This is a genomic window from Elusimicrobiota bacterium (assembly GCA_041660925.1).
GTDB lineage: Bacteria > Elusimicrobiota > Elusimicrobia > UBA1565 > UBA1565 > JBAZUV01.
The window spans coordinates 300118-324699 of sequence record JBAZVI010000003.1; the positions used below are offsets into that span (position 1 = coordinate 300118).

The following is a 24582-nucleotide window of genomic DNA, read 5'->3' on the forward strand; positions in this document are numbered from 1 at the left end:
TCCTCTTCAGAATGATACTAGTCACGGCCCGCAGGGCTCGGAGGAACGCATGCGCCGCTCGACCGCTTTCGCCGCACTCGTGACCGTGTTTTTCGTCGCGGGAACAGTCCCCGCTCATGCGGGGGAAGCCAAGGAGAACTACCAGAACGGCTTCGCCATCGGCGACGCCAAGTGCGGGAAGCTCTGCGGCATCGGCGCCGGCATCGTCAACGCCCTCAGCGGCGGCAAGCTCGAGGATGCCGCGAACAAGAAGAAGGAGGCGGCCGCCGCTTCGGCCTCGGCGACCGGGCAGGTCCCCGGCGGCGGCGCCGTCCCCGCGACCAACGGCACGCCCTCCTCGGACTACGGCGGCCCGAACCCGTACGGCACGCCGAATCAGGGCGGCTCGAGAGGCGGCGCGTCATCCGGCATCGACCAGATCCCCTATCCACAGTCCTCGGGCGGCACGGGCCAGGTGGACGCGGACGCGAGCGACGGCGACAAGGGCAGTTTCGACTACGTGACGCGCGATGGCGGCTCCTCCGACGGGAAGGACGATTCCCAGGACCCGCAGGGCGTGGTGAACCCTCGCGGGATCAAGATCCCCAACGTGGACGTCGGCCGGGCGGTCACCGGCACGGGCATCTCCGAAGCGCTCGCGCGCGAGCGCGCGCGGCTCAAGCTCGGCAAGATCCCCCTGCCCAAGGACGAGCCGGTCGAGGGCGGCGGCGGCTCGGCGGGAGGAGGACTCCCCCCCGGCGGCGGCGAGGACGCAGAGGGCTCCCGCCCCTCCGCGTCGGGGGTCCCCTTCGACGAGCGCGGCATCGCGATGCCCAACGTCGCGCGCGACGGGAACGCGCAGGCCAAGGAGCGCAGCGCCGCGTACCTGAACTCCGCCGAGACGAAGAACAAGATGGGCGATTTCGCCGGGGTCGTCGAGGACGCCGACCGCTCCCTCCAGAGCTTCGCGAACGCGCGCGCCTACACGCTCAAGGCGGTCGCGCTCGGGCGCCTCGCGGGGAAGGCCCGCGACGCCCAGTCCCGGACCTCGCTCTTCCAGCGCTCGGAGGAGGCGGCGCTCGCGGCCGTGCGCCTCGTCCGCGACAATCCCGCCGCGCGGGAGGCGGCCGCCTGGGCGCAGCTCAACCTCGGCCGCTATCAGGACGCGGTGGCCAGCGCCACCGAGGCCCTGCGTCTGAACCCCAACAGCGCGATGGCGCACGCGATCCGCGCCTACGCCCTGGAAGGCCTGGGGCGGCGCGAGGAGATGCTCGCCGACATCGAGGAGGCGGCGCGGCTCGATCCGACCCGCTTCGGCGAACAGCTGCGCGCGGCGCGCGCCGGCGAGAAGCTCTTCGACGCGCGCGGCGACGACAGCTGGCAGCTCTTCGACGCGATGACGGGCCGGCGCCACGGAGGAGGAGCCTCGGGGGCGGTCTACGCCGGGGCGCTGCTGCTCGCGCTGCTGCTCGTCGCCGGCGGCGCATGGCTGCTCTGGGGCCGCCGCGCCGCCGCTCCCGCGGGCGCCGGCCTCTCCGCGGCGCGCGCGGCCGACGACGACACGAGCGGCCTGCTCGCGGGCAAGTACCAGCTCTCCCGCATCATCGGCAAGGGCGGCATGGGCCAGGTCTGGGAGGCGCAGGACCAGTCCCTCGACCGCATCGTGGCCGTCAAGAAGATGTCGATCGGAGGAGAGTTCGAGGGCAAGGCGCGCGAGCTCTATCTCAAGGAGGCGCGCACGCTCGCCGCACTGCACCATCCGAACATCGTCGACATCTACGAGATCCTGGACCTCCCCAACGGTCTCTACCTGGTCTTCGAGCTCCTGACCGGGAAGACGGTCCAGCAGATGCTCGCCGAGCAGAAGCGGCTGCCCTTCAAGCAGTCGCGGGAGATCCTGCGCCCCGTCTGCGAGGCCCTGGACTTCGCCCACGGCCGGGCGGTGGTGCACCGGGACCTCAAGCCCTCGAACATCATGGTCACCGAACAGGGCTTCGTGAAGGTCATGGACTTCGGCATCGCCCGGAGCATCGGAGAGAAGGGCGCGACCCAGCCCCCCTCCCCGCTCGGGGCCGCCCCCTCGCCGCTCCTGATGGCGCGCACCCAGACCGTGGCCGGGACCCCGGCCTACATGGCGCCCGAGGCCGCCGGCGGGGTCGTCTCCCCCGCCGCCGACGTCTACGCGCTGGGCGTCTGCCTCTACGAGATGGTCACCGGTGAGCTTCCCTTCGGTCTGCAGGGAGTCCTCTCGAAGCAGGACAAGACCTGGGTGAAGGCCTCCCTCCGCGTCCCGGGCCTCTCGCCCGAGATCGACGACCTCCTCGCGCGCAGCATGACGCTGCGCATCGAGGACCGCCTCAAGAACGCCCGCGAGTTCCGCGCCGCGCTCGAGGCGGTCCGGGAGAATACGTCCCTGGCATGAGCCGGCGACCGGCCCTCGCCGCCCTCCTCGTCCTCGCGCTGGCGCCGGCGGCGCCCGGGACGGCGCGCGCCCAGCGCACCGGCTCGTACGGCGCGACCGAGGACCCCGCCGCGCAGCAGGTCCAGCAGGCGCTGCTGAAGACCCAGATGGGGAAGAACGGGGTGGCGGCGGCCGAGCAGGCGCAGAACCAGGCGAGCGCCGCGATGGTCTCCGCGACGAACAACACCGCCAGGCAGCCGGGGCAGGACATCCAGGGGCTCCAAGGGGCCATCGGCGGCATCCAGCAGGCGCAGAAAGAGTACGAGAAGGCGCTCGCCGAGAAGCAGAAGGCCGACGAGAACTATCGGAAGAACGGCTCGGACTACCTCAAGGCCGAGGAGGCGTACGCGCGCGAGCACGGCCGCCCCTACAACCAGAACGAGTACCTCCGCTGGAAGCAGGTCCTCGGGAGCTACGGGGCCTCCCCCGCGGCCTCCACGGTCGGCGGCGGGCCCTCCGGCGGCGGCGTCGAGTACTCGCGCCCGGCGAACACCGCGGTCTACACCCCCCCGGCTCTGGGCGAGAGCAACAACGTCAAAGGGGCCGTCGGTCCCGCCTCCTCCGCGCGGGAGAAGGAGGCGAAGGCCGCGAAGGCCGCGGCCAGGACCGGGGCGAAGGAGCCCTGGCTCGACCGCAAGATCCTCATCTCGGACTCCCAGACGCTCGAATCCCTGGGCAAGGGGTCGGCGCAGTACGACGGAGCCGCCGCGGACGCGCAGCTGCGCTCCGGCGACTCGCAGGGCGCGCTGCGCACCGTCGAGCGCGACATCGCCCGGCGGCCCTTCGACGCCGGTCCCCGGGTCATGAAGGCGCGCATCCTCAACAAGATGAAGCGCTGGAAGGAGGCCGAGGAATCCGCCAAGAAGGCCGTCGAGCTCGACCCCGAACGCGGCGACGCCTACGAGCGGCTCACCGAAGCCCAGCTCATGCAGGGCAAGTACGAGGAGGCCAAAGCCAACGCGACGGCGGCCCTGCGGCTGAACCCCGAGAACGCCTACGCTCACCACCTGCGCGCCCTCGCCCAGGAGGGCCTCGGACGCAAGGACCGGCTGATCCGGGACCTCGAACGCGCGGCCGAGCTCGACCCCGAACGCTTCGCCTCCGAGCTGGAGGCGGCCCGGGCCGGGGTGCGGCTCTTCGACCCGAACTCCGAGGACGCGTGGCAGCTCATCGAGGCCGTCGCGGCGACCCGCCCGCTGCGCCGGCGCACGCCGCGCCTCGCCCTGCTCCTCTTCTTCGGCGGCCTCGCGGGAGCGGGGTTCATGCTCCTGCATTTCTCGCGCGCGGCCAGGAAGCCGCGGGCGGCTCCGCCTCCGTCCGACTGGCCGGAGGCCGGGGAGGCGGTCGCCGCCTCCGTCGTCGGGAAATACGAGCTGATGCGCGTCATCGGCCGCGGCGGCATGGGGCAGGTCTGGGAGGCGCGAGACACCTCGCTCGAGCGGCGCGTCGCCGTCAAGCGCCTCTCGGAGTCCGCGTCCTTCAGCGCCGACGCGCGGGCCGCGGCCTTGCGCGAGGCCCGCACGCTCGCCGCGCTCAAGCATCCCCACATCGTGGACATCTACGAGATCCTCGACCGTCCGGAGGGCCTCTACCTCGTCTTCGAGCTCCTCACCGGGAGGACCGTGCAGCAGATCCTCGCGGAGCGCCGGCGCATCCCTCCCGGCGAGACGCGCCGCATCCTCGAGGGCGTCTGCGACGCGCTCGCCTTCGCCCACGCGAAGGGGATCGTGCATCGCGACCTCAAGCCCTCGAACATCATGGTCGGCGAGCGCGGGCATGTGAAGGTCATGGACTTCGGCATCGCGAGGCAGATCGTCCCCGGCTCGAAGGCCGTCGAGCAGATGGAGCCCGAGGACCTCGTCGGGGAGGAGGCCGGGGGCCCCCGTCTCGACGAAGCCCTGCTCGCGCGCACCCGCAGCATCCAGGGGACCCCGGCCTACATGCCGCCGGAGGCCGACGAGGGGCTCTACTCCGCCGTCTCCGACGTCTACTCGCTGGGCGTCTGCCTCTACGAGATGCTCACCGGCCGAGCCCCCTTCGGCCCCGACGCGGGGCTGCAGAAGGTGGAGAAGGCCTTCGCCCCGCCCAGCGCCCTGGTCCCGGGCCTGCCCAAGGAAGCCGACGCGCTCGTCGACGAGGCGCTCGAGCCGGCCTGGCGCAAGCGCCTGGCCCTCATCGATTTCCGCGCGCGCCTCGCCCTGCTCGGCCGCCTGCCCGAGCCTTCGTCCAAGGTGGAGCCTGTCCCCCCGCCGGCGGAGACCCCGCCGCCCGACGAGCCCGTCGAGGAGGGCGTCACGGACCTTCTGGCGGACCCTACCGCCGAGGGTTCAGCCGATGAAGGTCCCCAGGACCCTCCCCAAGCGCCTCCGTCGACTCCCCAGGCGTAGACATCCAACAACCTAGGCCCTCCGTACCACCCCCGCCATGGGTCGCTGGGTAGTGGCCCCAGGCCCGTAGGGCCTATACCCTATGGGACGAGAGGCCTAGGTGGCCGACGGAAGAAGAGCCCGAGGGTCGACGGCGGCCCTCATCGGAGGTGGTGGATGTTCCTCAACATCGCAGCCGCATTTGTGCTGGGTGCGTTCGCGTTCGTCCCGTACGCGGCCGCCCAGGCGACGGCCCGTCCCGGGATCCGGCAGCAGACGCCTACGCAGATCGTGACGTTCAGCGCGCAGGTCCCGCCGCAGGAGCGGCGGCGGCTCGTGGAGGCCGCGGGCGCCGTGGTGGTCCGCGAGCTCCCGTTCATCGACGCCCTCGTCGTGCGCATGCCGGCCTTCCATCCGGACGCCGTCCAGCTGGTCGCCGCGGCTCCCGGAGTGGAGGGCTACGAGGACAACGTCTACAGGAAGTGGATCGAGCTCGCCGCCCCTTCGCTGAGCTCCGTGGAGATCCCCTCGGTGAGCGAGGTCCTCAGGACCGCGCGGGCCAACGCCGACATCGTCCCCAAGGCCCCCCTCATCACCGGGGAAGTCCCCTGGGGCATCTCCCGCGTGCACGCGCCGCAGACCTGGACCCGCACCCAGGGCGCGGGCGTGAAGGTGGGCGTCATCGACACCGGCGTGGACTGCACCCACCCCGACCTGCGCGCCAACTGCGCGGGCGGCTACAACGTCCTGGACCCGACGGCCAAGCCGGTCGACGACCAGGGGCACGGGACACACGTCGCCGGCACCATCGCGGCGGTCAAGGACGGTCAGGGGGTCGTGGGCGTCGCTCCCAAGGCCCGCATCTACGCCATCAAGGTGCTCGACGCCGAAGGCGGCGGCTCCATCGAGGGCATCATCCAGGGCCTCCAGTGGGCGGCGGAGAACCGCATGCAGGTGGTCAACATGAGCCTCGGCGGCCCCGGGACGGCCGCGCTCAAGAAGGCCGTCGTGAACGCCTACAAGGCCGGCGTCACGATCGTCGCGGCGGCGGGCAACGACCCGAACGCGCCGGTCTCGGCGCCCGCGCAGTATCCGCAGTCCATCGCGGTGAGCGCGAGCACCATCGACGACAAGCTGGCGTTCTTCTCCACGACCGGTCCCGAGGTGGCGGTCATCGGACCCGGCCACGAGATCATGTCGTGCAAGATGGGCGGCGGCACGACCAAGATGTCGGGGACCTCGATGGCGACCCCGCACATCGCCGGCCTCGCCGCGCTGGCCGTGGCCGCGGGCGCGTCGAGCCCGAGCGCGGTGCGCGCGGCGCTCGTCGGAGCGGCGGAGAAGCTCCCCGCGCTGACGGCGACCCAGCAGGGTGCTGGAATGCCCCTGGCTGATAATATGTGAGTGAGCAGAGGGCCCGTTCCGGAGAAATCCGGAACGGGCCCTCGTCAGTTTCCTTATTGTCTCCCTCCCCTGCGGGGGAGGGTTGGGTGAGAGGGGGAGCTCGCTTATGAGCTCTCCCCCCTCTTTTGTTCTCGTCGTCGCTTCCGATTCCTGATCTTCTCGAACTCCTTCAGCCTCTCGGAAGTCTCCGGCGAGAGCAGCATCTCCGCGCGGTCCACCAGCTCCCGCAGCGCCAGAAATCGGTTGAGCGAGCGGCTGCGCTCGCGGTGGCAGCGGACGACGAGCTCCAGCGGCGCGTAGCGCAGCAGGACGCAGTTGGCGCTCTTGTTGACCTTCTGGCCGCCCTTCCCCCCGCCGCGGGTGAAGCTCTCCTCGACTTTGGACAGGTCGAGGCCGAGCCGCGCGATCCTCTCGCGCAGGGCCTGGAGCTTCTCGGGTCGGACGCCGAAGTCTTCGTTGATCTTCACTTTTCGCTTCCGGTCGCCTCGCCGGAAGCGACGGGGCTTCGTCGGGCGAGAGCGCTGAAATCAAGCCGGGAATCCCCTTTCGGGGATTCCCGGCTTAAACTCGGAGAGGGAGGGATTCGAACCCTCGGTACAAGTTTTCACTCGTACGACGGTTTAGCAAACCGTTGGTTTCAACCGCTCACCCACCTCTCCCCTTGTCGGACCCCGCACTGACGAGTGCGGGGCTGAAGCCCTCGCGAGTAAGGAATCTGCTCGCTCGGGTCCTCCCCATGGGGGGTTCCCCCCTCTGGCGCCGTCGGGCCGCTCGCGCGTCCCAGGACGGCTGTCACCCTCCACTAAGGTGCGGCGGACCATGCCGCCGCGCTTCATGAAGAACGACCTTAAGGTGCGCATTGCTTCGCTCGCGCCTTAATCAGGTGCGCGCGACTGCGCGCGCTCCTAATGAAACACCCCGTTGCTAGCGGGGCTGGGGACGACGAGGGATACTAACTTTTGTGAAGGGGGTTGGGCAACGGGGAGATGGCTTTGTCGGCACGCTCAAGCGGGTTGCTGGCGGACTCGACATGGGTTTCAGTCGACAATAAAGAGCGTCGCTCCGACCGCGGTGAAAGACCGATGGGGCTCTGCATCGTCGGCGACTTGATAGCTCATGCCGGTTTCTGTCGGTTATGCCGCATCTTGCAGCAATTTCTGGCTCTTCGAGGATCGTGCCCCAGTGAGGACGAATAGAATGCCGGCAGCGAACGCCCCATTCTGGCATTGCGGGGGTGGGAAGGCAAGTCTTGGGGGGTCGGGAACGACGTATCTTAGCGGAGGAGGAGATCTCCGCAGGAGATCCCCCCGCTACTGGGCGGAGGGGATGCCGTGGAGGGTGCCGACGCCGCGGTAGACGAGGCTGGAGATCTCGCGGATGATGTTGCCGCGCGCGCGCAGCCAGCGGAAGTAGTTGCGCGCGGAGTGCTTCTTCTCGATGATGCCGATGACGGCGTACGCGTAGCGGCGTCCGTCGGGACCCTGGATGGAGAGGACGCCGATGTCTCCGCAGAGACGGCTCGTGCTGCCCGTCTTGCTGTAGACCTCGGCGTCGTCGGGGACCTCGGTGCGCGTGTGCAGGCGGTCGCGCTTGGGCAGCGCCATGAGACGCTTGATCTCCTCGGCGCCCGGGAGCTCGTCCTTCCAGAGGGCGAAGAGGAAGCGCCCGTAGTCCGCCACCGACGCCTTGTTCTTGTAGGTGCGTCCTCCCGCGGGGATGTACTCGACGAGTTCGATCTCCTTGAGGACGTGCCCGTAGTGCTCGCGCAGGAGCCGCTCCACCTCCTTGGGGCCTCCCAGCTTCTGCATCGCCCAGTTCGTCTGGATGTTGCTCGAATGCTGGATCATCTTCTCGAAGCGCCGGCGCGCGTCGTCGTCGTAGGCGAGGCGGCCTTCCCGGACCTCGTGCATGAAAGCGAGCGCGATGAAGGGCTTGATGAGGCTCGCGGCCTGCAGCTTGACGTCCGTATTGATCTCGACGAGCTTCTCCCCGCTCGTGAAATCGAAGACGTACCATGCCGTCTGCTCGTCGGAGGAGATGCGCTTCATGCGGCGCAGCTGGTCGATGTACTGCTGGAGCGTGGACTCGAGCCGGCTGCGCAGCTCGACGGCGGCGGCCCGCTGTTCCGGGGTGTACGCCGGGAACGCGGCGACGGGGGCGGTGTCGGCGGCGGGGGCGGTGGACGCGGCGACGACGGCGAGCGACGAGCCGCCGACCGCCGCGGGCAGGTCCGTGGAGATGTCGGTGCCTCCGGCCGCCTCACCCCCACCCTCTCTCCCATGGGATGGGAGAGGGGCGGCAGGCGGGGTCGCCGTCGTCATCGGGGAGGAGGGCGCGGGAGCCGTCGCGGCGGCCTGGAGGGCGGGGCTCGGAAAGGGCGCGGCGGCCGCCGTCCCGGTCGAGGGGGCGGACGGCGCGGCCGGAGCCGAGACGGCCGGCGGGAGCGGGAGCATGACGGGGCTAGGCGTCGGCCGCTTCTTCGCCAGCGCGCGCACTTCGCGCTCGGGCAACTCGATCCAGTCGCGGTGTTCGACGACGAGCGCTTCGCCGAGTCCTCGCGCGGAGAGGACGCGGCCGTGTCCCTCCGCCGTCTGGCGGGCGCCGGCCTCGTTGCCCCGGCGCGGGTAGAGCAGCGCGTAGCCCTCCTCGAAGCGGACGATGCGCAGCTTCTTGAGCAGGGAGGAGCCGAAGACCTCTCCCAGCGTCCTGCGCCGTTCGAGGACCGCGGCGGGGTCCGCGCTCCGGAAGTAGGAGACGTCGTAGCGCACGCGGACCGGCGCTTTCGCCGCCGGCGGGGCGGCGGTTCGGGCGTGGGCACGGCGGGACTTCGGGGCCGGGGGCCGGGCTCCGGCGTTGGAGGCCGGGAGCGCGAGCAACAGCGCGCCGAGGAGGAAGCGCATCAGCGGGGCTTCTCCTCTACGGGGGCGCGGCAGAAGAGGCAGAAGCGGTCCATGCAGCTGGGGCAGAACCAGGAGCCGCACTTCGTGCAGCGGAACCAACGCTTCACGAGGGACATGTTCTTGCAGCACTTCGCGCAGCTCTCGTTGGCCATGTCGTTCATCCCGAACGGAAGTTGACGTGCACGCGGAGGAAGGGCTCCGGGAAGCCGGAGGGCAGGGGAGGGAAAGGCCCGGCCTCGCGCGCGGCGCTGAGCGCGGCATAGTCGAAGCCGCCGTCTCCCGAGCTCGTCTCGATGAGGAGGTCCACGACCCCGCCGTCGCGCAGGACGGTGAACGCGATGCCGCACTCGCCGGCGAGGTCCGGCATCCGCTTCGCCCAGCGGTCCCACAGGGAGGAGCGCATCGAGGTCAGGTACCACGGGTACGGGAAGTTGGGCATGTCCGGGGCGACGGAGCCGCCCGACCCCGGCCCGACCGAGAGGCCCTTGGAGGCGGAGGGCGGCGCCTCGGCGGCGGGGGCCGGGGCGGTCCGGCGCTCGGGCTTCGCGTCGGGGCTTTCGAGGATGCTCGGGCGAGGCAGCGAGCGCTGCAGGCGCCGGACGGGGAAGGCGTCGGGGTCCCGCAGCGGCGCGGGCTTCGCGGCGGCCGGCCGGGCGGCCGGCGGGGCGGAGGGCCTCGCGCCGGCCTCGCGGTCGCGGTTCTGGATGGTCCCGGTCGCGCCGATGAAGTCGATGCGGTAGACCTGCTCCGGCTTCACCCAGTGCGCCTGCACGAGCGCGAAGAGGGCGACGGCGGCGGCGCCGTGGGCGAGGGCGGAGCGCAGCAGGAACGGGTTGAGGGCGGCGTCGCCGAGCCCCGCGTCGCGCAGGACCTCCCGCGCGGCGTCCCGGGGGCTCAGGCGGACGGCGGTCGTCATCCTTCCGGCACCACCGCGATGCCGAGCTTGCCGACGCCGAGCTTCTTGGCGGCGTCGAGCACGCGGACGACGCGCTCGACCTCGACGACCCGGTCGGCCTGGACGAGCAGCGTCTTGGAGGCGGCGCCGCCGAGCAGGAGCGCGAGCTCCCGCTCCAGGCGGTCGGGCCGCACGTCGCGCCCGTCCACGGTCACGCGTCCGTCGCGTCCGAGCTGAACGCGCACGGTGGACTCGACGGGGACCGGGGAGCCCGCGGTCGAGGAGGGCAGGCGCACGGTGAGCTGCGACTGCACGAGGACCGGGGTGAGGATCATGAAGATGATGACGAGGATGAGCGAGACGTCGATGAGCGGGATGAGGTTCATGTCCGCCATGATGCGGCGCCGCTGGACCTTGTGGATCATGAGGGGGTCTTCTCGGTGAGGCGGTCGAGGACCTCTTCGCTCACCCAGCGCATCTCGTCGGCGAAGTGGTTGGCCTTCGTCGTGAAGTAGTTATAGGCCACGACGGCGGGGATCGCCACGAAAAGGCCGGCCGCGGTCGCGATGAGGGCCTCGGAGATGCCGACGGCGACGACGCCCGGGCCCGCGCCGGTGGCGTGCGCGAGGTCCTTGAAGGCGCGCATGACGCCGAGCACGGTGCCGAAGAGGCCGATGAAGGGCGCGATGCTCCCGAGCGTGCCGAGGATGGCGAGGCGCTCCTCGAGCCGCGCGGTCTGGCGGCCGATGGCGCGCTCGACGGCGTTGAGGCGCTCCTCCTTGCCGGTCGGGCCGACGAGGGCGGCCTGCACGACGCTGGAGGCCATCCCCGGGTACTGGCGGCAGAGCGCGAGGGCGTCCTTGAGCTTGTCGTCGACGACGAGGGCCCGCATGCGCTCGAGGAAGCGCGGCAGTCCGTCGAGGGAGCGGCGGAAGAAGCGGTAGCGCTCCCAGGCGAGGGCGAGCGAGTAGACGGAGAGCAGCACCAGCGGCAGCAGGGTGAAGCCGCCCGAGAGGAGATACGCCTTCAGACGGTAGAGGTAAATCATGATTGGGATTATGCCAAATCAGCGCGGCGCCCTTCCACCCGCGTCCCGAACGCGCGCGTGTGCGCGCCGCGCGCGATTTGTCACGGGCGCGCCCGTTTATGTAGATTGTGCCTATCATGACCGCCACCAAAGACCTTGAACTCGCCGAGAAGCTCCAGGCCGCCCGCCGCGACATCCTCGAGCAGCTGGGCCGGGCGGTCATCGGCCAGGGCGAGGCCGTCGACCAGCTCCTCACCGCGCTCTTCGCCGGCGGCCACTGCCTGCTCGTGGGCGTCCCGGGCCTGGCGAAGACGCTGCTGCTCTCGAGCCTCGCGCGCATCCTCGACCTCGAGTTCCAGCGCATCCAGTTCACGCCGGACCTCATGCCCTCCGACATCACCGGGACCGAGGTGCTCCAGGAGGACCCGCAGACCCGCGAGCGTTCCTTCCGCTTCGTGAAGGGGCCCGTCTTCGCGAACCTCGTGCTCGCCGACGAGATCAACCGCACCCCGCCCAAGACCCAGGCCGCGCTGCTTCAGGCGATGCAGGAGCGCCAGGTCACCGCGGGCGGCCGCACGCACGCGCTGCCGCTCCCCTTCTTCGTCATGGCGACGCAGAACCCCATCGAGCAGGAGGGCACCTATCCCCTCCCCGAGGCGCAGCTCGACCGCTTCTTCCTCCAGGTGAACATCGACTATCCCCCGCTCGAGGACGAGAAGCGCATCGTCGTCGAGACCACCGGCGCGCAGACCGTCGAGCTGCGCAAGACCCTCGGCGGCCCCGAGGTCCTCGCGCTGCAGGACATCGTCCGGCGCGTGCCCGTGACCTCCGCCGTCGTGGACCTCGCCGTCGGCCTCGCCCGCCGTACGCGCCCGCACGAGGCCGGCAGCCCGGATTTCGTGCGGCGCTGGGTCTCCTGGGGCGCCGGTCCCCGCGCGAGCCAGGCCCTCATCCTGGGCGCGAAGGCCCGGGCGCTGCTCTCCGGCCGGCTCGCCGTCGACGCCTCCGACGTGCTCGCCATCGCGCGGCCCATCCTGCGCCACCGCCTCGTCCTCAACTTCCAGGCCGAGGCCGAGGGCGTGCGGGTCGACGAGCTCATCGGCCGCCTCCTCTAAGTCCTCCGCATGCGCTGTCTCGACGCCGTGGAGCTGGCGAAGCTCAGGAACCTGCGCTTCGACCTGCGCCGCCTCGTCGTCGACGGACACCTCGGCGGACGCCACCGCAGCCGGCGCCGCGGCTTCGCGCAGGAGTTCGCCGAGCACCGGCTCTACGTCCCGGGCGACGAGCCGCGCCGCCTCGACTGGAAGGTCTACGCGCGCAAGGAGCGCTACTTCGTGCGCGAGTACCAGGAGGAGAAGTCGCTGCGCGCCCAGCTCCTCCTCGACGCGTCGGGCTCGATGGCGTACGCCGACGGGGGCCGGGCCCCCAAGTGGGAGCTCGCGCGCCGCCTCGCCCTCGCGCTGGCCTATCTCGTGCTCGCCGGCGGCGACTCCGCCGGGCTCGCGCTCTTCGACGGCGACGAGCGCGCGGCCTTCCCCCCGCGCCGCGGCCTGCCGCAGCTCGACGCGATGGACCGCGCGCTCGCGGAGGCCTCCCCCTCCGGCGAGACCGACCCCGCGGTCGTCCTGCGCCGGGCCGCCGTGCGCCTGCCGCGCCGCTCGCTGGTGCTCGTCGTCAGCGACCTCCTGGGCGAGGCGACGGAGTTCCTCTCGCTGGTGCGCGCGCTGCGCGCGCGCCGCCACGAGGTCTTCGTCCTCCAGGTGCTGGACCCCTCCGAGCGCGACCTTCCCTGGGACGGCCCGACGCTCTTCGAGCCCCTCGAGGGCGGCGAGAGCCTGCGCTGCGAGGTCGGGCTCCTGCGCGCGAGCTACCGGCGCCTCTTCGACGAGCGCCAGCGCCTCTACGAGGCCGGCTTCCACTCGGCGGGCGCGCGCTACGGCGTCTTCTACACCGACGGAGACTGGACGGCCGGGCTCACGCGCCTGCTCGCATGATCACCTTCCTGGCGCCGAAGCTCCTGTGGGCGCTGCCGCTGGCGGCGGCGCCGGTGCTGCTCCACCTCCTCTTCCTGCGCCGCGCCGCGCGCCGTCCCTTCAGCGACCTCGCGCTCCTGCGCGCCGCGTACCGCCGCGCGATGCCCTCGACCCGCCTGCGTCAGTGGCTGCTGCTCGCTCTGCGCGTCCTCGCGCTCGCCTCTCTCGTCGCCGCCTTCGCGCGCCCCGTGCTGCGCCCGGGCGCCCGGGCCGCCGGCGGCGCGGAGGACGGGCTCGACGCGGTCCTGCTCGTGGATTCCTCGTGGTCGATGCGCGCAGAGGAGAACGGGCGTCCGCGTTTCGAGGGCGCCGCCGCCTCCGCCCGGGAGTTCCTGCGCCTGCTGCGCCCGGCCGACCGAGCGGCGCTCTCCGCGTTCTCCGCCGGCCTCGACGGAGAGCTCCGCTGGAGCGCGGACCGCCCGGCCGCGGAGGCCGCGCTCGAGCGCATGCGCCCGGGCTGGAAGGGTACCGACCTGCGCCGCGCACTCGAGGACGCCTACCGCTTCCTCGAGCGCGAGCGCGGCGCGCGAGGGCGGCGGCGCGCCATCGTCCTCTTCTCCGACGGCGCCCGCCATGCGCTGCGGACCCTGCCCTCCGGCGGGCTCGAGCGGCTCGAGGGCTGGGACCCGGAGGTCGTCGTGCTCGGTCTGCGCTGGGGGTCCTCGCCGGCCAACGCCGCGGTGCGCGAGGTCCGTCCCGCGACGGGGGGCGAGCGGCCCGGATTCGCGGCGCGCCTGGAGTCCTACGGTTCCTCCGGGAGCGCGGGGCTCGACCTCTGGCTGCGCGGACGCCGCGTCGAACGCCGCGAGGTCTCTCTCGGGGACGGCACCCCTCGGGTGGAGGAGTTCCAGGCCGACGCCCCTCTCGACGGCTCGCTCAGCGGCCGCCTCGAGCTGCGGCGCGACGCGCTCGCCGCCGACGACGCCTGGCACCTCGCGCTGAAGGTCGAGCCCCGCCCGCGCATCCTCTACCTGCACGGGGGCCCCGACGCGCTCGCCGCGGGGCGCGGCGGCTGGTTCCTGCGCGAGCTCCTCTCCGAGGGCGGACGGCTGCCCTTCCGGCTCGACGAGGCCGACGGCGGGCGCCTGCGCCAGCTGCGTCTGGAGGACTACGCCGCCGTCGTCCTCGACGACTTCAAGGAGGTCCCGCCCGAGGTCGCCGAACCGCTCAAGCGGCACGTCCTGCGCGGCGGCGGACTCTGGGTCTTGGCGGGCTCCCGCGCCGCCCCTTCGGCGCGCTCGAGCGCCGAAGGGGCGGCGCGAGAGGAGAACGACCTGCGCGCCGAGAACTCGTTCGGCGCGCTCGCGCCGCTGCTGCCGGGCCGCCTCGGCGCCGCCTATGCCCCCCCCGCCGCCGGGCTGAGGCCCGAGGAGGTCGAGGACGAGGCTCCCGGCCGCGGCCGCTTCCGCTGGGCGGACTTCGAGCTCTCCGGCGTCGTCCTCGGGCGCCGCTACGCGCTCGAGCCGGCCGCGGACGCGCGGATCCGCCTGCGCGACGGAGCCGGCGAGCCCCTCCTCGTGGAGGGCTCCTTCGGGCGCGGGCGCGTGCTGCTCTGGGCCTCCTCCTTCGATCTGCGCTGGACGAACCTGGCGCTCAAGCCCGCCTTCGCCGCCCTCGTCGAGACCTCGCTCGCGCGCCTGAGCGCCTACGGCGGGGAGGGGCGCTGGGACGCGGTGCTCGTCGGCGAGCCGTACGCGCGCGAGTGGCGCGCGGGCGCGCAGACCCCCGCCCGGGTCTCGGTGCTCGCGCCCGACGGCCGCCGCTCGACGCTCGTCGTGCGCGAGCGACGGGCCGTCTACGCCGATACGCGCGAACCCGGACTCTATTGGATGCGTCCGGAAGGCGGCGAGGGAGAGGCGGAGCCCTTCGCCGTCAACCTCGACCGCTCCGGCGGGGAGGGCGACCTGCGCGCGGATTCCCCGCCCTGGCCGCTCATGCGCCTGGAGGCGCTGCGCGAGGACTTCCTCCTCGCCGTCTATGGACGCGAGGCGCGCACGCTCGCGCTCGCCTGCGCGCTGCTGCTGCTGGGGCTCGAGCTCGTCCTGACGCGGACGGGGAGGCCTTCATGAAGACGCCCGTCTTCCTCGCGGCCCTCCTGGCGCTCTCCGCCGCCCCGCCGCTGCGCGCCGAGCCGCCCGGCGAGCGCTTCGTGTGGTCGCAGTGGCGCCACTCCGGGGGCTGGGACCCCTACCCCGGCGTGCACCGCGAGGTCGCTGCGTTCCTGACGAGCGTCACGAGCGTGCTCTGCGCCGACGAGCGCCGCGAACTCGATCTCTCGGACCCCGCGCTCTTCTCGACGCCGATGCTCGTGCTCTCCGGACGCCAGGAGCCGCCGCCGCTGCAGGAGGAGGAGCGGCGCGTCCTGCGCGACTGGCTCGGCGCCGGCGGCTTCCTCTGGATCGACGACGCCTCCGGCCTCAAGGTCTCCCCCTTCGACCGCTGGGTGCGCTCCACGCTGCGAACGGCGCTCCCCGACGCCGAGCTCCGGCCGCTGCCGCAGGACCACGTCCTCTTCAAGACCTTCTTCCTCGCGCGCCGCGTCGGCGGCCGGGCGAGCGTCTCCGGCGTCGTCGAGGGCGTCGACTGGGGCGGCCGCACCGCCGTCGTGTACACGCGCGACGACGTTCTCGGGGCCCTGGCCAGGGACCCGCTCGGCCGCCCGGTCTACGAACTCGGCGAGGCGCGGCGGCTCGACGCGCGCAAGCTGACGCTCAACATCGTCATGTACGCGCTGACCGGCAGCTACAAGGCCGACGCCGTGCACCAGCCCTTCATCCTCGAGAAGATGCGGCAGGGAACGCCGTGAGCTGGCGACTCGCGCTCGACGCCGGTCCCGCCGAGTGGGCGCTCGCCGCCGCCGCGTCCGGCGTCCTCCTCCTCGCCTGGCGCCTGCAGCGCGGCGTCCCGCGGGGCCCGCGTCTGCTGCGCGCGGCGGCCTTCGCTCTGCTCGCGCTCGTGCTCGCACGCCCCGTCCTCGAGTCGCTCGAGGAGCGCTCGGCGAAGCCGCGGCTCGCCGTGCTCGTCGACGCCGGCCCGAGCATGCAGTCCTCCGACGACCGCGGCGCCGCGCGCCTGACCCGCGCCGCGCGCTGGCTGCGCGAGCGGCGCGGCGCGCTCGAGCGCCGCTTCGAGGTCTCCCTCTACGCCGCGGCCGGCGGCGCGCGCCGCCTCTCCTTCGACGAGCTCGAGTCCCTGCGCCCGGGCGCGGCGGGCCTCGACCCCTCCGCGGCGCTCGCCGACGTGCTCGACGCCGGGGCCCCGCCCTCGCGCGTGCTCCTGCTCTCCGACGGCGCCTTCGAGGACGGGCCCGCGCTCGCGCCCGCGCTCTCCCGCCTCGGCGCTCCCGTGGACGCGGCCGGGGTCGGGCCGAAGGCGCTTCGTCCGGCCCTCGCGCTCACGGCGCTCGGCGCGCCGGACTTCGTCTTCCTGCACGGCCGCTTCCCGGTGAGCGCGACTCTCGAAGCCACCGCGCTCGCCGGCGCCCGCGTGCGCGCGCGGCTCGTGCGCGAGGGGCGGACGCTCGCGCAGAGCACATTCCTCGTCGAGAAGCCCTACGAGGTCCTGACCGCGAGCTTCACCGCCGAGGCCGTCGCTCTCGGCCGCATGGGCTGCCGTGTCGAGGCGGAGGCCGTGCTCCCCGGCCGCGCACCGCTCTCCGCGCGGCGCGAGGCGGGCGTCGAGGTCATCCGCCAGAAGTACCGCATCATGTACCTGGCCGGCCGTCCGAGCTTCGAGTACTCGCACCTGCGCGAGTACCTGAAGTCGGACCCCAACCACGAGCTCGTCTCCTTCGTCATCCTGCGCAACCCCGAGAACGTGAGCCCGGTCGCGGACAACGAGCTCTCGCTGATCCCCTTCCCCGCGCAGGAGATCTTCGTCCAGAACCTCTCGCAGTTCGACCTCTTCATCCTCCACGACTTCGACTACACGCGCTTCGCCCTGCCGCAGGCCTACCTCCAGAACCTCAAGCGCTTCGTCTCCGAGGGAGGGGCCCTCCTTCTCATCGGCGGCTCCAACGCCTTCACGAAAGCGGGCTACCACGGGACCCCGCTCGAGGAGACCCTGCCCGTCACCCTCTCTCCCGAGACCGACGACCACCGCGAGGGCGCGTTCTCCCCCGTCGCCGTCCGGCCCGAGCACCCGCTCCTGAACATCGGCGAGAGCGCGGCGGCGAGCGCGGAGCTCTGGAAGGGCGTCGCGCCCCTCGAGGGCTGGACCCGCCTGGCCTCCGTGCGCCCCGGCTCGACGGTGCTGCTGCGCCATCCCACGGAGAAGACCGCCGCGGGCGAGCCGCTGCCCGTGCTGGCGCTGCGCGAGTTCGGCAAGGGGAAGGTGATGCTGCTGACCAGCGGTTCGACCTGGCGCTGGAAGCTCGGGGGCGGAAGGGACTGGCGGCTCTCCTCGTTCTATCCGCGCTTCTGGAACCGCGCGGTCGAGTACCTGACCGGGAGCCTCGACCTGAAGAAGGTGAAGTTCTCCCCCCTGCCCGAGCGCATGCCCTCCCGCGAGCCGGCCGTCGTGACCCTGCGCGTCTTCGACGAGCACTTCCGCCCGCTGCCCGGAGCGGAGGTCGACCTGCGAGCGCTCTGGACGCGTCCGGACGGGACCCAGAAGCCCGCCCCCTTCTACGAGCGCGAGCCGGGCCTCTATCAGTTCGAGCTCTCCGACCTCGCCGAGGGCCGCCACCGCCTGCGCGCCTGGGCGCGCCGGCGCGGCGAGGCCTGGGGCGAGGACGAGACCTCGTTCTTGTGGGAGCCCCCGAGGGGCGACGCCCCGCTCGACCGCCGGCGCCTGAAGGCGCTCGCCGAGCAATCGGGCGGGCGCTACTGCGACCTCGACCGCCTCGAGCCCGACGCCTTCTACGGGGAGGCGCGCGAGGCGCCGCGCGCGCGCGCCGTGCTCGGCCGCCGGGCGCTGTGGGCGTCCCCGCTCTGGCTGTGGGCGCTCTGCGCGGTCCTGCTCGCCGAGTGGACGCTGCGCCGGCGGGGAGGGCTCCTGTGAACGGGCGCCGCCCCCTCGTCGCGGCCGCCGTCTTCCTCGCGCACGGCGCGCTCGGGGTCCTCTCCCTCGCTCCCGGCGTGGGCTTCGGCGATTCCGGAGAGCTCGTCGCCTCCGCCGCGACGCTCGGCGTCGCGCACGCGCCCGGCTATCCGCTCCACTCCCTCGGCGCCCATCTGGTGGGGACGCTGGTCCCGCTGGCGGGCTGGGCGTGGAGGACCAACCTCTTCTCGGCGCTCTGCGCGGCCGGCGCCGCCGCCGTCCTCGTCGACGCCCTTCTCCTCCTCGGGCTCGGCCTCGTCCCGGCGCTCGTGGGGGCGCTCTCGCTGACGCTCTCCCCCCCCTGGCTGCGGAGCGCTCTCGGGGCCGAGGTCTTCTCCCTGCACTGGCTCCTCGCCGCGGCCTGCGTCTGGACCCTCTGCCGCTTCCGCGAGCGCGCCTTCGACGAGAGGCCGATGGCCCTGCTCGGGCTCCTGCTCGGGCTCGGCGGCGCGAACCACCAGACCCTCGCCCTCGCCGTCCCCGCGCTGCTCGCCGCGGCCTGGACCTGGGCGCGCCCCGCTCCCGTGCGGGCCTGGCGCGGCCTCGCGTTCCTGACGGGCTTTGCGCTTCTCGGGCTGGCGGCGTACGCCTATCTCCCGCTGCGCGCGCGCGCCTCTCCGCCGCTCGACTGGGGACATCCCGTCGACCTCCCGCGCTTCCTCCACGTCCTCCTGCGCCGGGACTACGGCTCCTTCGCCCTGACGGTGGAGGGGGCGCAGGGAGGCCGCCTCGGCGGGGCCGCGGCCCAGCTGGGGCGCTGGCTCGGCGAGGCCGTCCGGGGTTTCGGCCCGGGAGGGCTCCTGCTCGCCCTGCTCGGCGGCTGGGCCCTCTCCCGCGCGAAGGAGCGCCGCCCGGAGCTCCTGCTCGCCGGTCTCCTCGCGCTTTTCTGCGGCCCGGGCTTCCTCATCCTCGGGAACCCGCCCTTCGACGCGCTGACGACGGGCGCGCTCGAACGCTTCCAGCCGCTCTCCTGGCTCGCTCTGGCGCTGCTGGCCGCTCGCGGGACGGAGCTCCTCGGCGCGCGGCTGCCGTCCGCCGCGCTGACGGCGCTGCTCCTGCTGCCCTGCGGCCGCGCGTTCGCCGCCGCCGGGGGCTGGAGCGGGCGCGGCGACTACGCGGCGCACGACTACGGGCGGAACCTCCTGCGCTCCCTGCCGCGCCGCGCCGCCCTCTTCATGGACGGCGGCGACGACACCTTCTACACCCTCGCCGCCGCGGTCTACGGCGAGGGCCTGCGCGGAGACCTCGCGCTCCACGACCGCGGAGGCCTCGTCTTCCGCGGCGCCTACGGCCCGGACTTCCGCCGGCTCCCCCGCGCGCAGAAGGAGCGGCGCCGCGTCGAGGTCGAGGAACGGATGGCCCTCGAGCGGCCCGTCTTCTATTCGACGCTGCGCGACGAGATCGTGCCCGGCCGCGCGCTCGCGCTCGCCGGGATCCTGCGGCGGCTCGAGCCTTCCGGGAGCGCGGCTTTCGAGACCCCGCAGGGCCCCGCGCTCTGGGAAGCCTACGCCCTCCGCTTCGACGAAGCGAAGGCGCGCGCGCACTATCGCTACCGCGCGCTCGTGCCCCTCTACCCGCTCATGGAGGCCTCCGCTTTCGCCGCGCGCGGCCGCCGCCCCGAGGCGCTCCTCCTGCTGCGCTCGGCGCTGCGTCTGGGCCCCGATGTCCTCTGGCTGGGACCGTCGGTCTCGCGCGCCGCGCAGTGGGCGGGCTGGCTCGCCGGAGAGGCGGGCGACTGGCCGGCCGCCGAGCGCGCCTATCGGCTCGCGCTCGACGCCGCGCCCGGGGACGGGGAGGCCGGCGCGAACCTCGCCGTCGCCTTCGAGAAGCAGGGGCGCTTCGAGGACGCCGAGCGCGCGTACCGCGAGGCCGTCGCGAAGACGCCGACCCCCGCGGCATGGCATAATCTGGCCGCGCTCTACTGGGGCCGGGGCCGCTGGGCCGAGAGCGCAGACGCCTTCGAGCGCGCGCTCGCGCTCGACCCCGGCGACGCGAAGCTGCGGGCCTGGCGCGACGAGGCCGTGCGGAGGAGCCGACGATGAGCTGGGCCGATCTTACTCGGCAGGAGAACCGCCGCACTGCCGCGGCGGCGGTCTTCCTGCTCTCCTTCGGGCTCTATCTCTGGACGATGCCGCCCACGCTCGCGCCCTACCGCGACGCGGGCGAGATGAGCGCGAGCACCTGGACGCTCGGCGTCTCCCATCCTCCCAGCTATCCCGTCTACGTGATGTCCGGACGCCTCGCCGGTCTCCTTCCCGCCGGCACTCACGCCTACCGCCTCAACCTTCTCTCGGCGCTCGCCGGCGCCGGCGCCCTCGCCCTGCTCTGGCTCGCGCTGGCCGGGACCTGCGGCCCTGCGGGCGCCTTCGCCGCCGTACTCCTCCTCGCGACGAACCCGACCTTCTGGAACGTCTGCGGCGTCCAGGAGATGTATTCGCTCACGCTTCTCTTCGCCGCGGGCCTGCTCTTCCTCGCGCTCGCGCAGAGCCGGGAGCGCTCGCCGCGCCGGCTGAGCGCCTTCTTCCTTCTTTACGGGCTCGCGCTCGGCAACCGCACGGACCTCCTGCTCTGGGCGCCCGGGCTCTTCCTCCTCGCCGTCCCGCCGCCCGCTCCGGCCGGTCCCGGGCCGCGCGCCTTCCTGCGCGCCCTGAGGCCGTACCTCCCCGCCCTTGCGGCGGGCGTCGTCGGGCTCGCGGTCTACCTCTATCTGCCCCTGCGCTCTCTGCGCGGGCCCTGGCTCGACTGGAACCATCCGGCCACGCTCTACAATCTGGTCGGCTCGCTCACCCGCCGCGGCTACGGCGGGACCCTCGACCTGCTCTCGAAGAACTACGCGGCGGGCGCGAACTTCCTGCCCAACTTGAAGGTCTACGCGCTCCACCTCTGGGAGGCCTTCGGCCCGCTCGGACTCCTCCTCGTCGTCCTCGGAGCCGGGGCTTTAGGCCGCGCCCCTCGTCGGGGCGCGGCCTACGCCTTGCTTTACCTGCTCAGCGGGCCGCTCTTCCTCTTCCTCGCCAACATGCCGCCCAACCCCCACGCGCTCGCCATCGTCGAGCCGCACTACCTGCTCTCGGACCTCGTCCTCGCGGCCGTGCTGGCCGAAGCGGTGCCCGGGCTCGCGGCGGGGGCCGTCGGCGCGAGGCCGGTCCTCCGGGTGCTCCTCCTCTGCGCGCTCGCCCTTCAGCCCTGGCTCATGGGCCGCTGGGCCCGCCTCGACCGCCGCTGGAACCTCCTCGACCGCGACTACGCGCTCAACGTGCTGCGCTCGGCGCCGAAGGACGCGGTCGTCGTCGCGAAGAAGGACGTGCAGTTCTTCAGTCTCTGGCATTACCAGCGCGTCGAGGGTCTGCGGCCCGACGTGCGCATCGTCGGGCAGGGCCTCGCGCACAGCGCCTGGCTCCAGCGCTCGCCCGCCGTCCGCTATCCGAAGCCGCTGCTCCTCGGCCCGCTGCGCAGCACCGAGGAGTTCCGGGGCTTCGTCCGCGCCAACGAGGGGCCCGTCTTCGCCACCACCGACGTGGACTTCCCTCCCGGCCTCGAGATCGGCGCCCCGAGGGGGCTGCTCCTCCCGCTCTCCGAGAAGGGAGTGCCCTCCGCGGCGCCCTGGGAGTTCCTCGTGCGCCGAGGGGACTACCGCTACGACCAGCGCCCCGACTTCTTCACCGCCGACCTCGTCGAGGCCCACGCCGTCGCCCTCCAGCGGCTCGGGGCCGCCTTCATGGAGAAGGGCCGCGACGCCGAGGCCCGCCGGGCCCTGCTGGCCGCCTGGGCGATGAAGTGGCTGCTCGCCGACGCGCCGGTCTACCTCGGCTTCATGGCCAGCCGCGCCGGCGATTGGGCCTCGGGCGCCCGGTACTACGGGCTCGCCGAAGGCGTGCACGACGCCATGCTCGGGCTCACCGAGGAGTACCGGTCGCTGCCCGACGTGAAGGACGGGGTGCGCCTCGCCGCTTCCGACGCCCTCGTCAACCTGGGCGTCGCGCAGGAGAAGATCGGCCGCCGCGAGGACGCCGAGAGGAGCTACGCCAAGGCGCTCGCGCTGAACCCGCGCATGGTCAAGGCCCGCTACAACCTCGCCGTGCTCTACTGGAACCGCGATTGGCCCCGCGTCGTCTCCGAGCTCCAGGAGGCCCTGCGCGTCGAGCCCGGCTACGAGGAAGCCCGCCGCTACCTTCCCGCGGCCCTCGCCGCCCTCGAGAAGTCCCGCCCGCGTTAGGCCTTCGCTCCGCCGAGGGGCCCATCCGGCGACCGGGTCCGATGCCGTCGACGGTCCCCCCGCCGAAAACGATATAATGAGGGCATGAAACAGCTCTCCATCATCGGTTCCGCCGGCTCCATCGGCACGCAGACCCTCGACGTCGTCCGCCAGTTCCCCGACAAGTTCAAGGTCGCGGGCCTCGCCTCCTTCAACGAGGTCGAGCTCGTCGCCCGGCAGGCCGCCGAGTTCAAGCCCAAGGCCGTCGCCCTCGCCGACAAGGCCGCCGCCGAGAAGCTGCGCTCCCTGGTCCCCCCCGGCGTCGAGGTGTACGGCGGGCCCGACGCGGCCTCCCGCATCGCGACGCTCCCCGAGGCGGACACCGTCGTCACCGCCGTCGTGGGCGCCGTCGGCATCGGCCCGACCCTCGAGGCCGTCGCCATGGGCAAGAACATCGCGCTGGCCAACAAGGAGACCCTCGTCGCCGCCGGCGAGCTCGTCATGCCCGCCGTGCGCAAGGCCGGGGTGACGCTCATGCCCATCGACTCCGAGCACTCGGCCCTCTTCCAGTGCCTCAACGGCGAGAAGCGCGCCGAGGTGCGCCGCCTCGTGCTGACCTGCTCCGGCGGCCCCTTCCGCGGCCGGCGCCTCGACGACCTCATCAACATCTCGGCCGAGCAGGCGCTCGGGCACCCGACCTGGAACATGGGCGCGAAGATCACCATCGATTCCTCGACCCTCATGAACAAGGGCCTCGAGGTCATCGAGGCCATGTGGCTCTACGACATGCCCGTCGACCGCGTCGACGTCGTCGTGCACCCGCAGAGCATCATCCACTCCATGGTGGAGTTCGTCGACGGCAACATCATGGCCCAGCTCGGCTGCCACGACATGCGCCTGCCCATCCAGTACGCGCTCGGCTACCCCGAGCGGCTCGAGAACGAGCGCCTGCGCCTGGACTTCGAGAAGGTCGCGAAGCTGACCTTCGAGCGGCCCGACAAGGAGACCTTCCGCTGCCTCCAGCTCGCCTACGACGCCGCCCACGCGGGAGGCACCCTCCCCGCCGTCATGAACGCCTCCAACGAGGTCGTCGTCGGCGCCTTCCTCCAGGGGAAGGCCGGCTACCTCGAGATCCCGAAGACCGTCGAGAAGGTCATGCGCATGTGCGGCAGCACGCCCGCCCGGGACCTCGAGACCGTGCTCGGCGCCGACCGCGAGGCGCGCGCGAAGACCCGCGAGCTGCTCCGCCTGCCCGTCGCGGCCTAAGAGTCCCTCTACGTGTCAGCCCGGATATCCCCGTTCTCCAGGACGCTGCTCGGCGGGATATCCGGGCTGTTCTTCCTGTCGTGCGCGGCGGCGCATGCCGCCGCGGTCGTCGCCGACGCGGTGCTCGTGCCGGCATCCATCCCGACCGATCGGCCGGCTCATGACGAGCTCACCGCCGCGCTGAGGTCGCGGGCGGCGACCCTCGGGCTCAACGGCATTCCCTCTTCCGCAGGCGCGAGCGTCTCCCGCGCGCTCGTGCTCCTTCCGTCCGACCGCGCGCAGGCCGGGGTCGTGAGCTTCGAGCTCGAGGAGGGCCCGGACGCAGGCCCCCATCAGTGCGAGGCCCTCGGTCGCGGCGTGACGTCCCGCTCGGAGCGCGCCGGCTGGGTCCGCGGCGTCATCGCGGGGACGACGGTCTACTACGCGCCGATGACGGAGCCCGACGGGGCCAGCGTGCCCGGCGTCTACGACGCGGGGCTCATCTCTCCCGAGCGCTGCGAGGTCGAGCTGCTCAACTCTCCCGCGGACCTCGCGCACGACGCCGATACGAAAGCGCGCGTCGCGTCGAAGTCTTCGGGACGCAAGCCGTGCTACTCCGGCGTCTGGAAGCACTGGTACTCGAGGACGAACGCGGCCGTCCCCATCGACCTGCGCTGGTCCGAGACGGAGAACGGCTCGGAGCGGCCCGTCTTCGAACGCCGACCCGAGGCCGCGAGCGCGGCGGCGAAGTCGCGCATGGCGAAGCAGCTTTCGCGCGACCCGCGCTACTACGTCGGCCCCTACGGCCGCTCCGGCTTCGCGCTCCATACCGACCGCTGGGAGGACCCCGAGCGGCTCAACGACCCGTCCTACGCCGGGAAGTACGAGTCCCGGGACTTCCGCTTCCGGGACACCAACGGCTGCGTGAAGGTCCGCCCCGCCTGCCTCCTTCTCCTCGACGAGTTCGTCTCCGAGCAGGAGCGCCTGGGCCGCCGCGTGCAATTCGAGCTCCGCGAGACCCCGCTGCTGGACTAGCC

At 72.7% G+C, this 24582-nt stretch carries 18 protein-coding genes and 1 tRNA gene; 12 read left to right on the forward strand and 7 right to left on the reverse strand.

What is annotated here, in order from left to right:
- Nucleotides 1–49 precede the first annotated feature (49 nt).
- The 3 genes from WC969_06460 (at nt 50) to WC969_06470 (ending at nt 6210) form a co-directional block, all read left to right on the forward strand.
- Nucleotides 50–2401 (forward strand): protein kinase, encoded by a 2352-nt coding sequence (locus WC969_06460; protein MFA6029475.1) that lies wholly within the window; start codon nt 50–52, stop codon nt 2399–2401.
- The gene (locus WC969_06465) at nt 2398–4827 is read left to right on the forward strand and encodes a protein kinase (GenBank protein ID MFA6029476.1); all 2430 of its coding nucleotides are present in this window, start codon (nt 2398–2400) and stop codon (nt 4825–4827) included. The genes WC969_06460 and WC969_06465 overlap by 4 nt, the downstream gene beginning before the upstream one ends.
- A 156-nt stretch (nt 4828–4983) precedes the next feature.
- Complete coding sequence (locus tag WC969_06470) at nt 4984–6210, forward strand: S8 family peptidase (protein MFA6029477.1); 1227 nt, start codon at nt 4984–4986, stop codon at nt 6208–6210.
- A gap of 104 nt (nt 6211–6314) precedes the next feature.
- Here WC969_06470 and WC969_06475 read toward each other — a convergent pair whose 3' ends face one another.
- The 7 genes from WC969_06475 to WC969_06505 form a co-directional block, all read right to left on the reverse strand.
- The gene (locus WC969_06475) at nt 6315–6677 is read right to left on the reverse strand and encodes a peptide chain release factor-like protein (protein ID MFA6029478.1); all 363 of its coding nucleotides are present in this window, start codon (nt 6675–6677) and stop codon (nt 6315–6317) included.
- A 101-nt stretch (nt 6678–6778) separates the two neighbouring features.
- Nucleotides 6779–6869, reverse strand: a tRNA-Ser gene (locus tag WC969_06480).
- 651 nt (nt 6870–7520) lie between these two features.
- Complete coding sequence (locus WC969_06485) at nt 7521–9110, reverse strand: serine hydrolase (protein MFA6029479.1); 1590 nt, start codon at nt 9108–9110, stop codon at nt 7521–7523.
- Nucleotides 9110–9271 (reverse strand): hypothetical protein, encoded by a 162-nt coding sequence (locus WC969_06490; protein ID MFA6029480.1) that lies wholly within the window; start codon nt 9269–9271, stop codon nt 9110–9112. The genes WC969_06485 and WC969_06490 overlap by 1 nt, the downstream gene beginning before the upstream one ends.
- Entirely contained in the window at nt 9268–10026 is a 759-nt protein-coding gene (locus WC969_06495; GenBank protein ID MFA6029481.1) for a TonB family protein, read from the reverse strand. The genes WC969_06490 and WC969_06495 overlap by 4 nt, the downstream gene beginning before the upstream one ends.
- On the reverse strand, nt 10023–10430 hold the full coding sequence (locus tag WC969_06500) for a biopolymer transporter ExbD (protein ID MFA6029482.1): 408 nt from the start codon (nt 10428–10430) through the stop codon (nt 10023–10025). The genes WC969_06495 and WC969_06500 overlap by 4 nt, the downstream gene beginning before the upstream one ends.
- Nucleotides 10427–11053 carry a MotA/TolQ/ExbB proton channel family protein gene (locus tag WC969_06505; GenBank protein ID MFA6029483.1) on the reverse strand — a complete coding sequence of 209 codons (627 nt, stop codon included), beginning with the start codon at nt 11051–11053 and terminating at the stop codon, nt 10427–10429. Before WC969_06505 ends, WC969_06500 begins: the two co-directional genes overlap by 4 nt.
- Before the next feature lie 116 nt (nt 11054–11169).
- On the opposite strand from WC969_06505, the gene WC969_06510 reads away from it, so the two are divergent.
- The 9 genes from WC969_06510 (at nt 11170) to WC969_06550 (ending at nt 24580) form a co-directional block, all read left to right on the forward strand.
- The gene (locus WC969_06510) at nt 11170–12147 is read left to right on the forward strand and encodes a MoxR family ATPase (protein MFA6029484.1); all 978 of its coding nucleotides are present in this window, start codon (nt 11170–11172) and stop codon (nt 12145–12147) included.
- Nucleotides 12148–12156: 9 nt separating this feature from the next.
- Nucleotides 12157–13026 (forward strand): DUF58 domain-containing protein, encoded by an 870-nt coding sequence (locus tag WC969_06515; protein ID MFA6029485.1) that lies wholly within the window; start codon nt 12157–12159, stop codon nt 13024–13026.
- Nucleotides 13023–15134 carry a VWA domain-containing protein gene (locus WC969_06520; protein ID MFA6029486.1) on the forward strand — a complete coding sequence of 704 codons (2112 nt, stop codon included), beginning with the start codon at nt 13023–13025 and terminating at the stop codon, nt 15132–15134. The genes WC969_06515 and WC969_06520 overlap by 4 nt, the downstream gene beginning before the upstream one ends.
- The gene (locus WC969_06525) at nt 15131–15871 is read left to right on the forward strand and encodes a DUF4159 domain-containing protein (GenBank protein ID MFA6029487.1); all 741 of its coding nucleotides are present in this window, start codon (nt 15131–15133) and stop codon (nt 15869–15871) included. Before WC969_06520 ends, WC969_06525 begins: the two co-directional genes overlap by 4 nt.
- The gene (locus WC969_06530; protein ID MFA6029488.1) at nt 15868–18066 is read left to right on the forward strand and encodes a glutamine amidotransferase; all 2199 of its coding nucleotides are present in this window, start codon (nt 15868–15870) and stop codon (nt 18064–18066) included. Before WC969_06525 ends, WC969_06530 begins: the two co-directional genes overlap by 4 nt.
- On the forward strand, nt 18063–20147 hold the full coding sequence (locus WC969_06535) for a DUF2723 domain-containing protein (protein ID MFA6029489.1): 2085 nt from the start codon (nt 18063–18065) through the stop codon (nt 20145–20147). The genes WC969_06530 and WC969_06535 overlap by 4 nt, the downstream gene beginning before the upstream one ends.
- Nucleotides 20144–22321 carry a DUF2723 domain-containing protein gene (locus tag WC969_06540; GenBank protein ID MFA6029490.1) on the forward strand — a complete coding sequence of 726 codons (2178 nt, stop codon included), beginning with the start codon at nt 20144–20146 and terminating at the stop codon, nt 22319–22321. Before WC969_06535 ends, WC969_06540 begins: the two co-directional genes overlap by 4 nt.
- An 84-nt stretch (nt 22322–22405) precedes the next feature.
- Nucleotides 22406–23566 (forward strand): 1-deoxy-D-xylulose-5-phosphate reductoisomerase, encoded by a 1161-nt coding sequence (locus WC969_06545; GenBank protein ID MFA6029491.1) that lies wholly within the window; start codon nt 22406–22408, stop codon nt 23564–23566.
- Nucleotides 23567–23578: 12 nt separating this feature from the next.
- Nucleotides 23579–24580 carry a hypothetical protein gene (locus WC969_06550; GenBank protein MFA6029492.1) on the forward strand — a complete coding sequence of 334 codons (1002 nt, stop codon included), beginning with the start codon at nt 23579–23581 and terminating at the stop codon, nt 24578–24580.
- Nucleotides 24581–24582 lie beyond the last annotated feature (2 nt).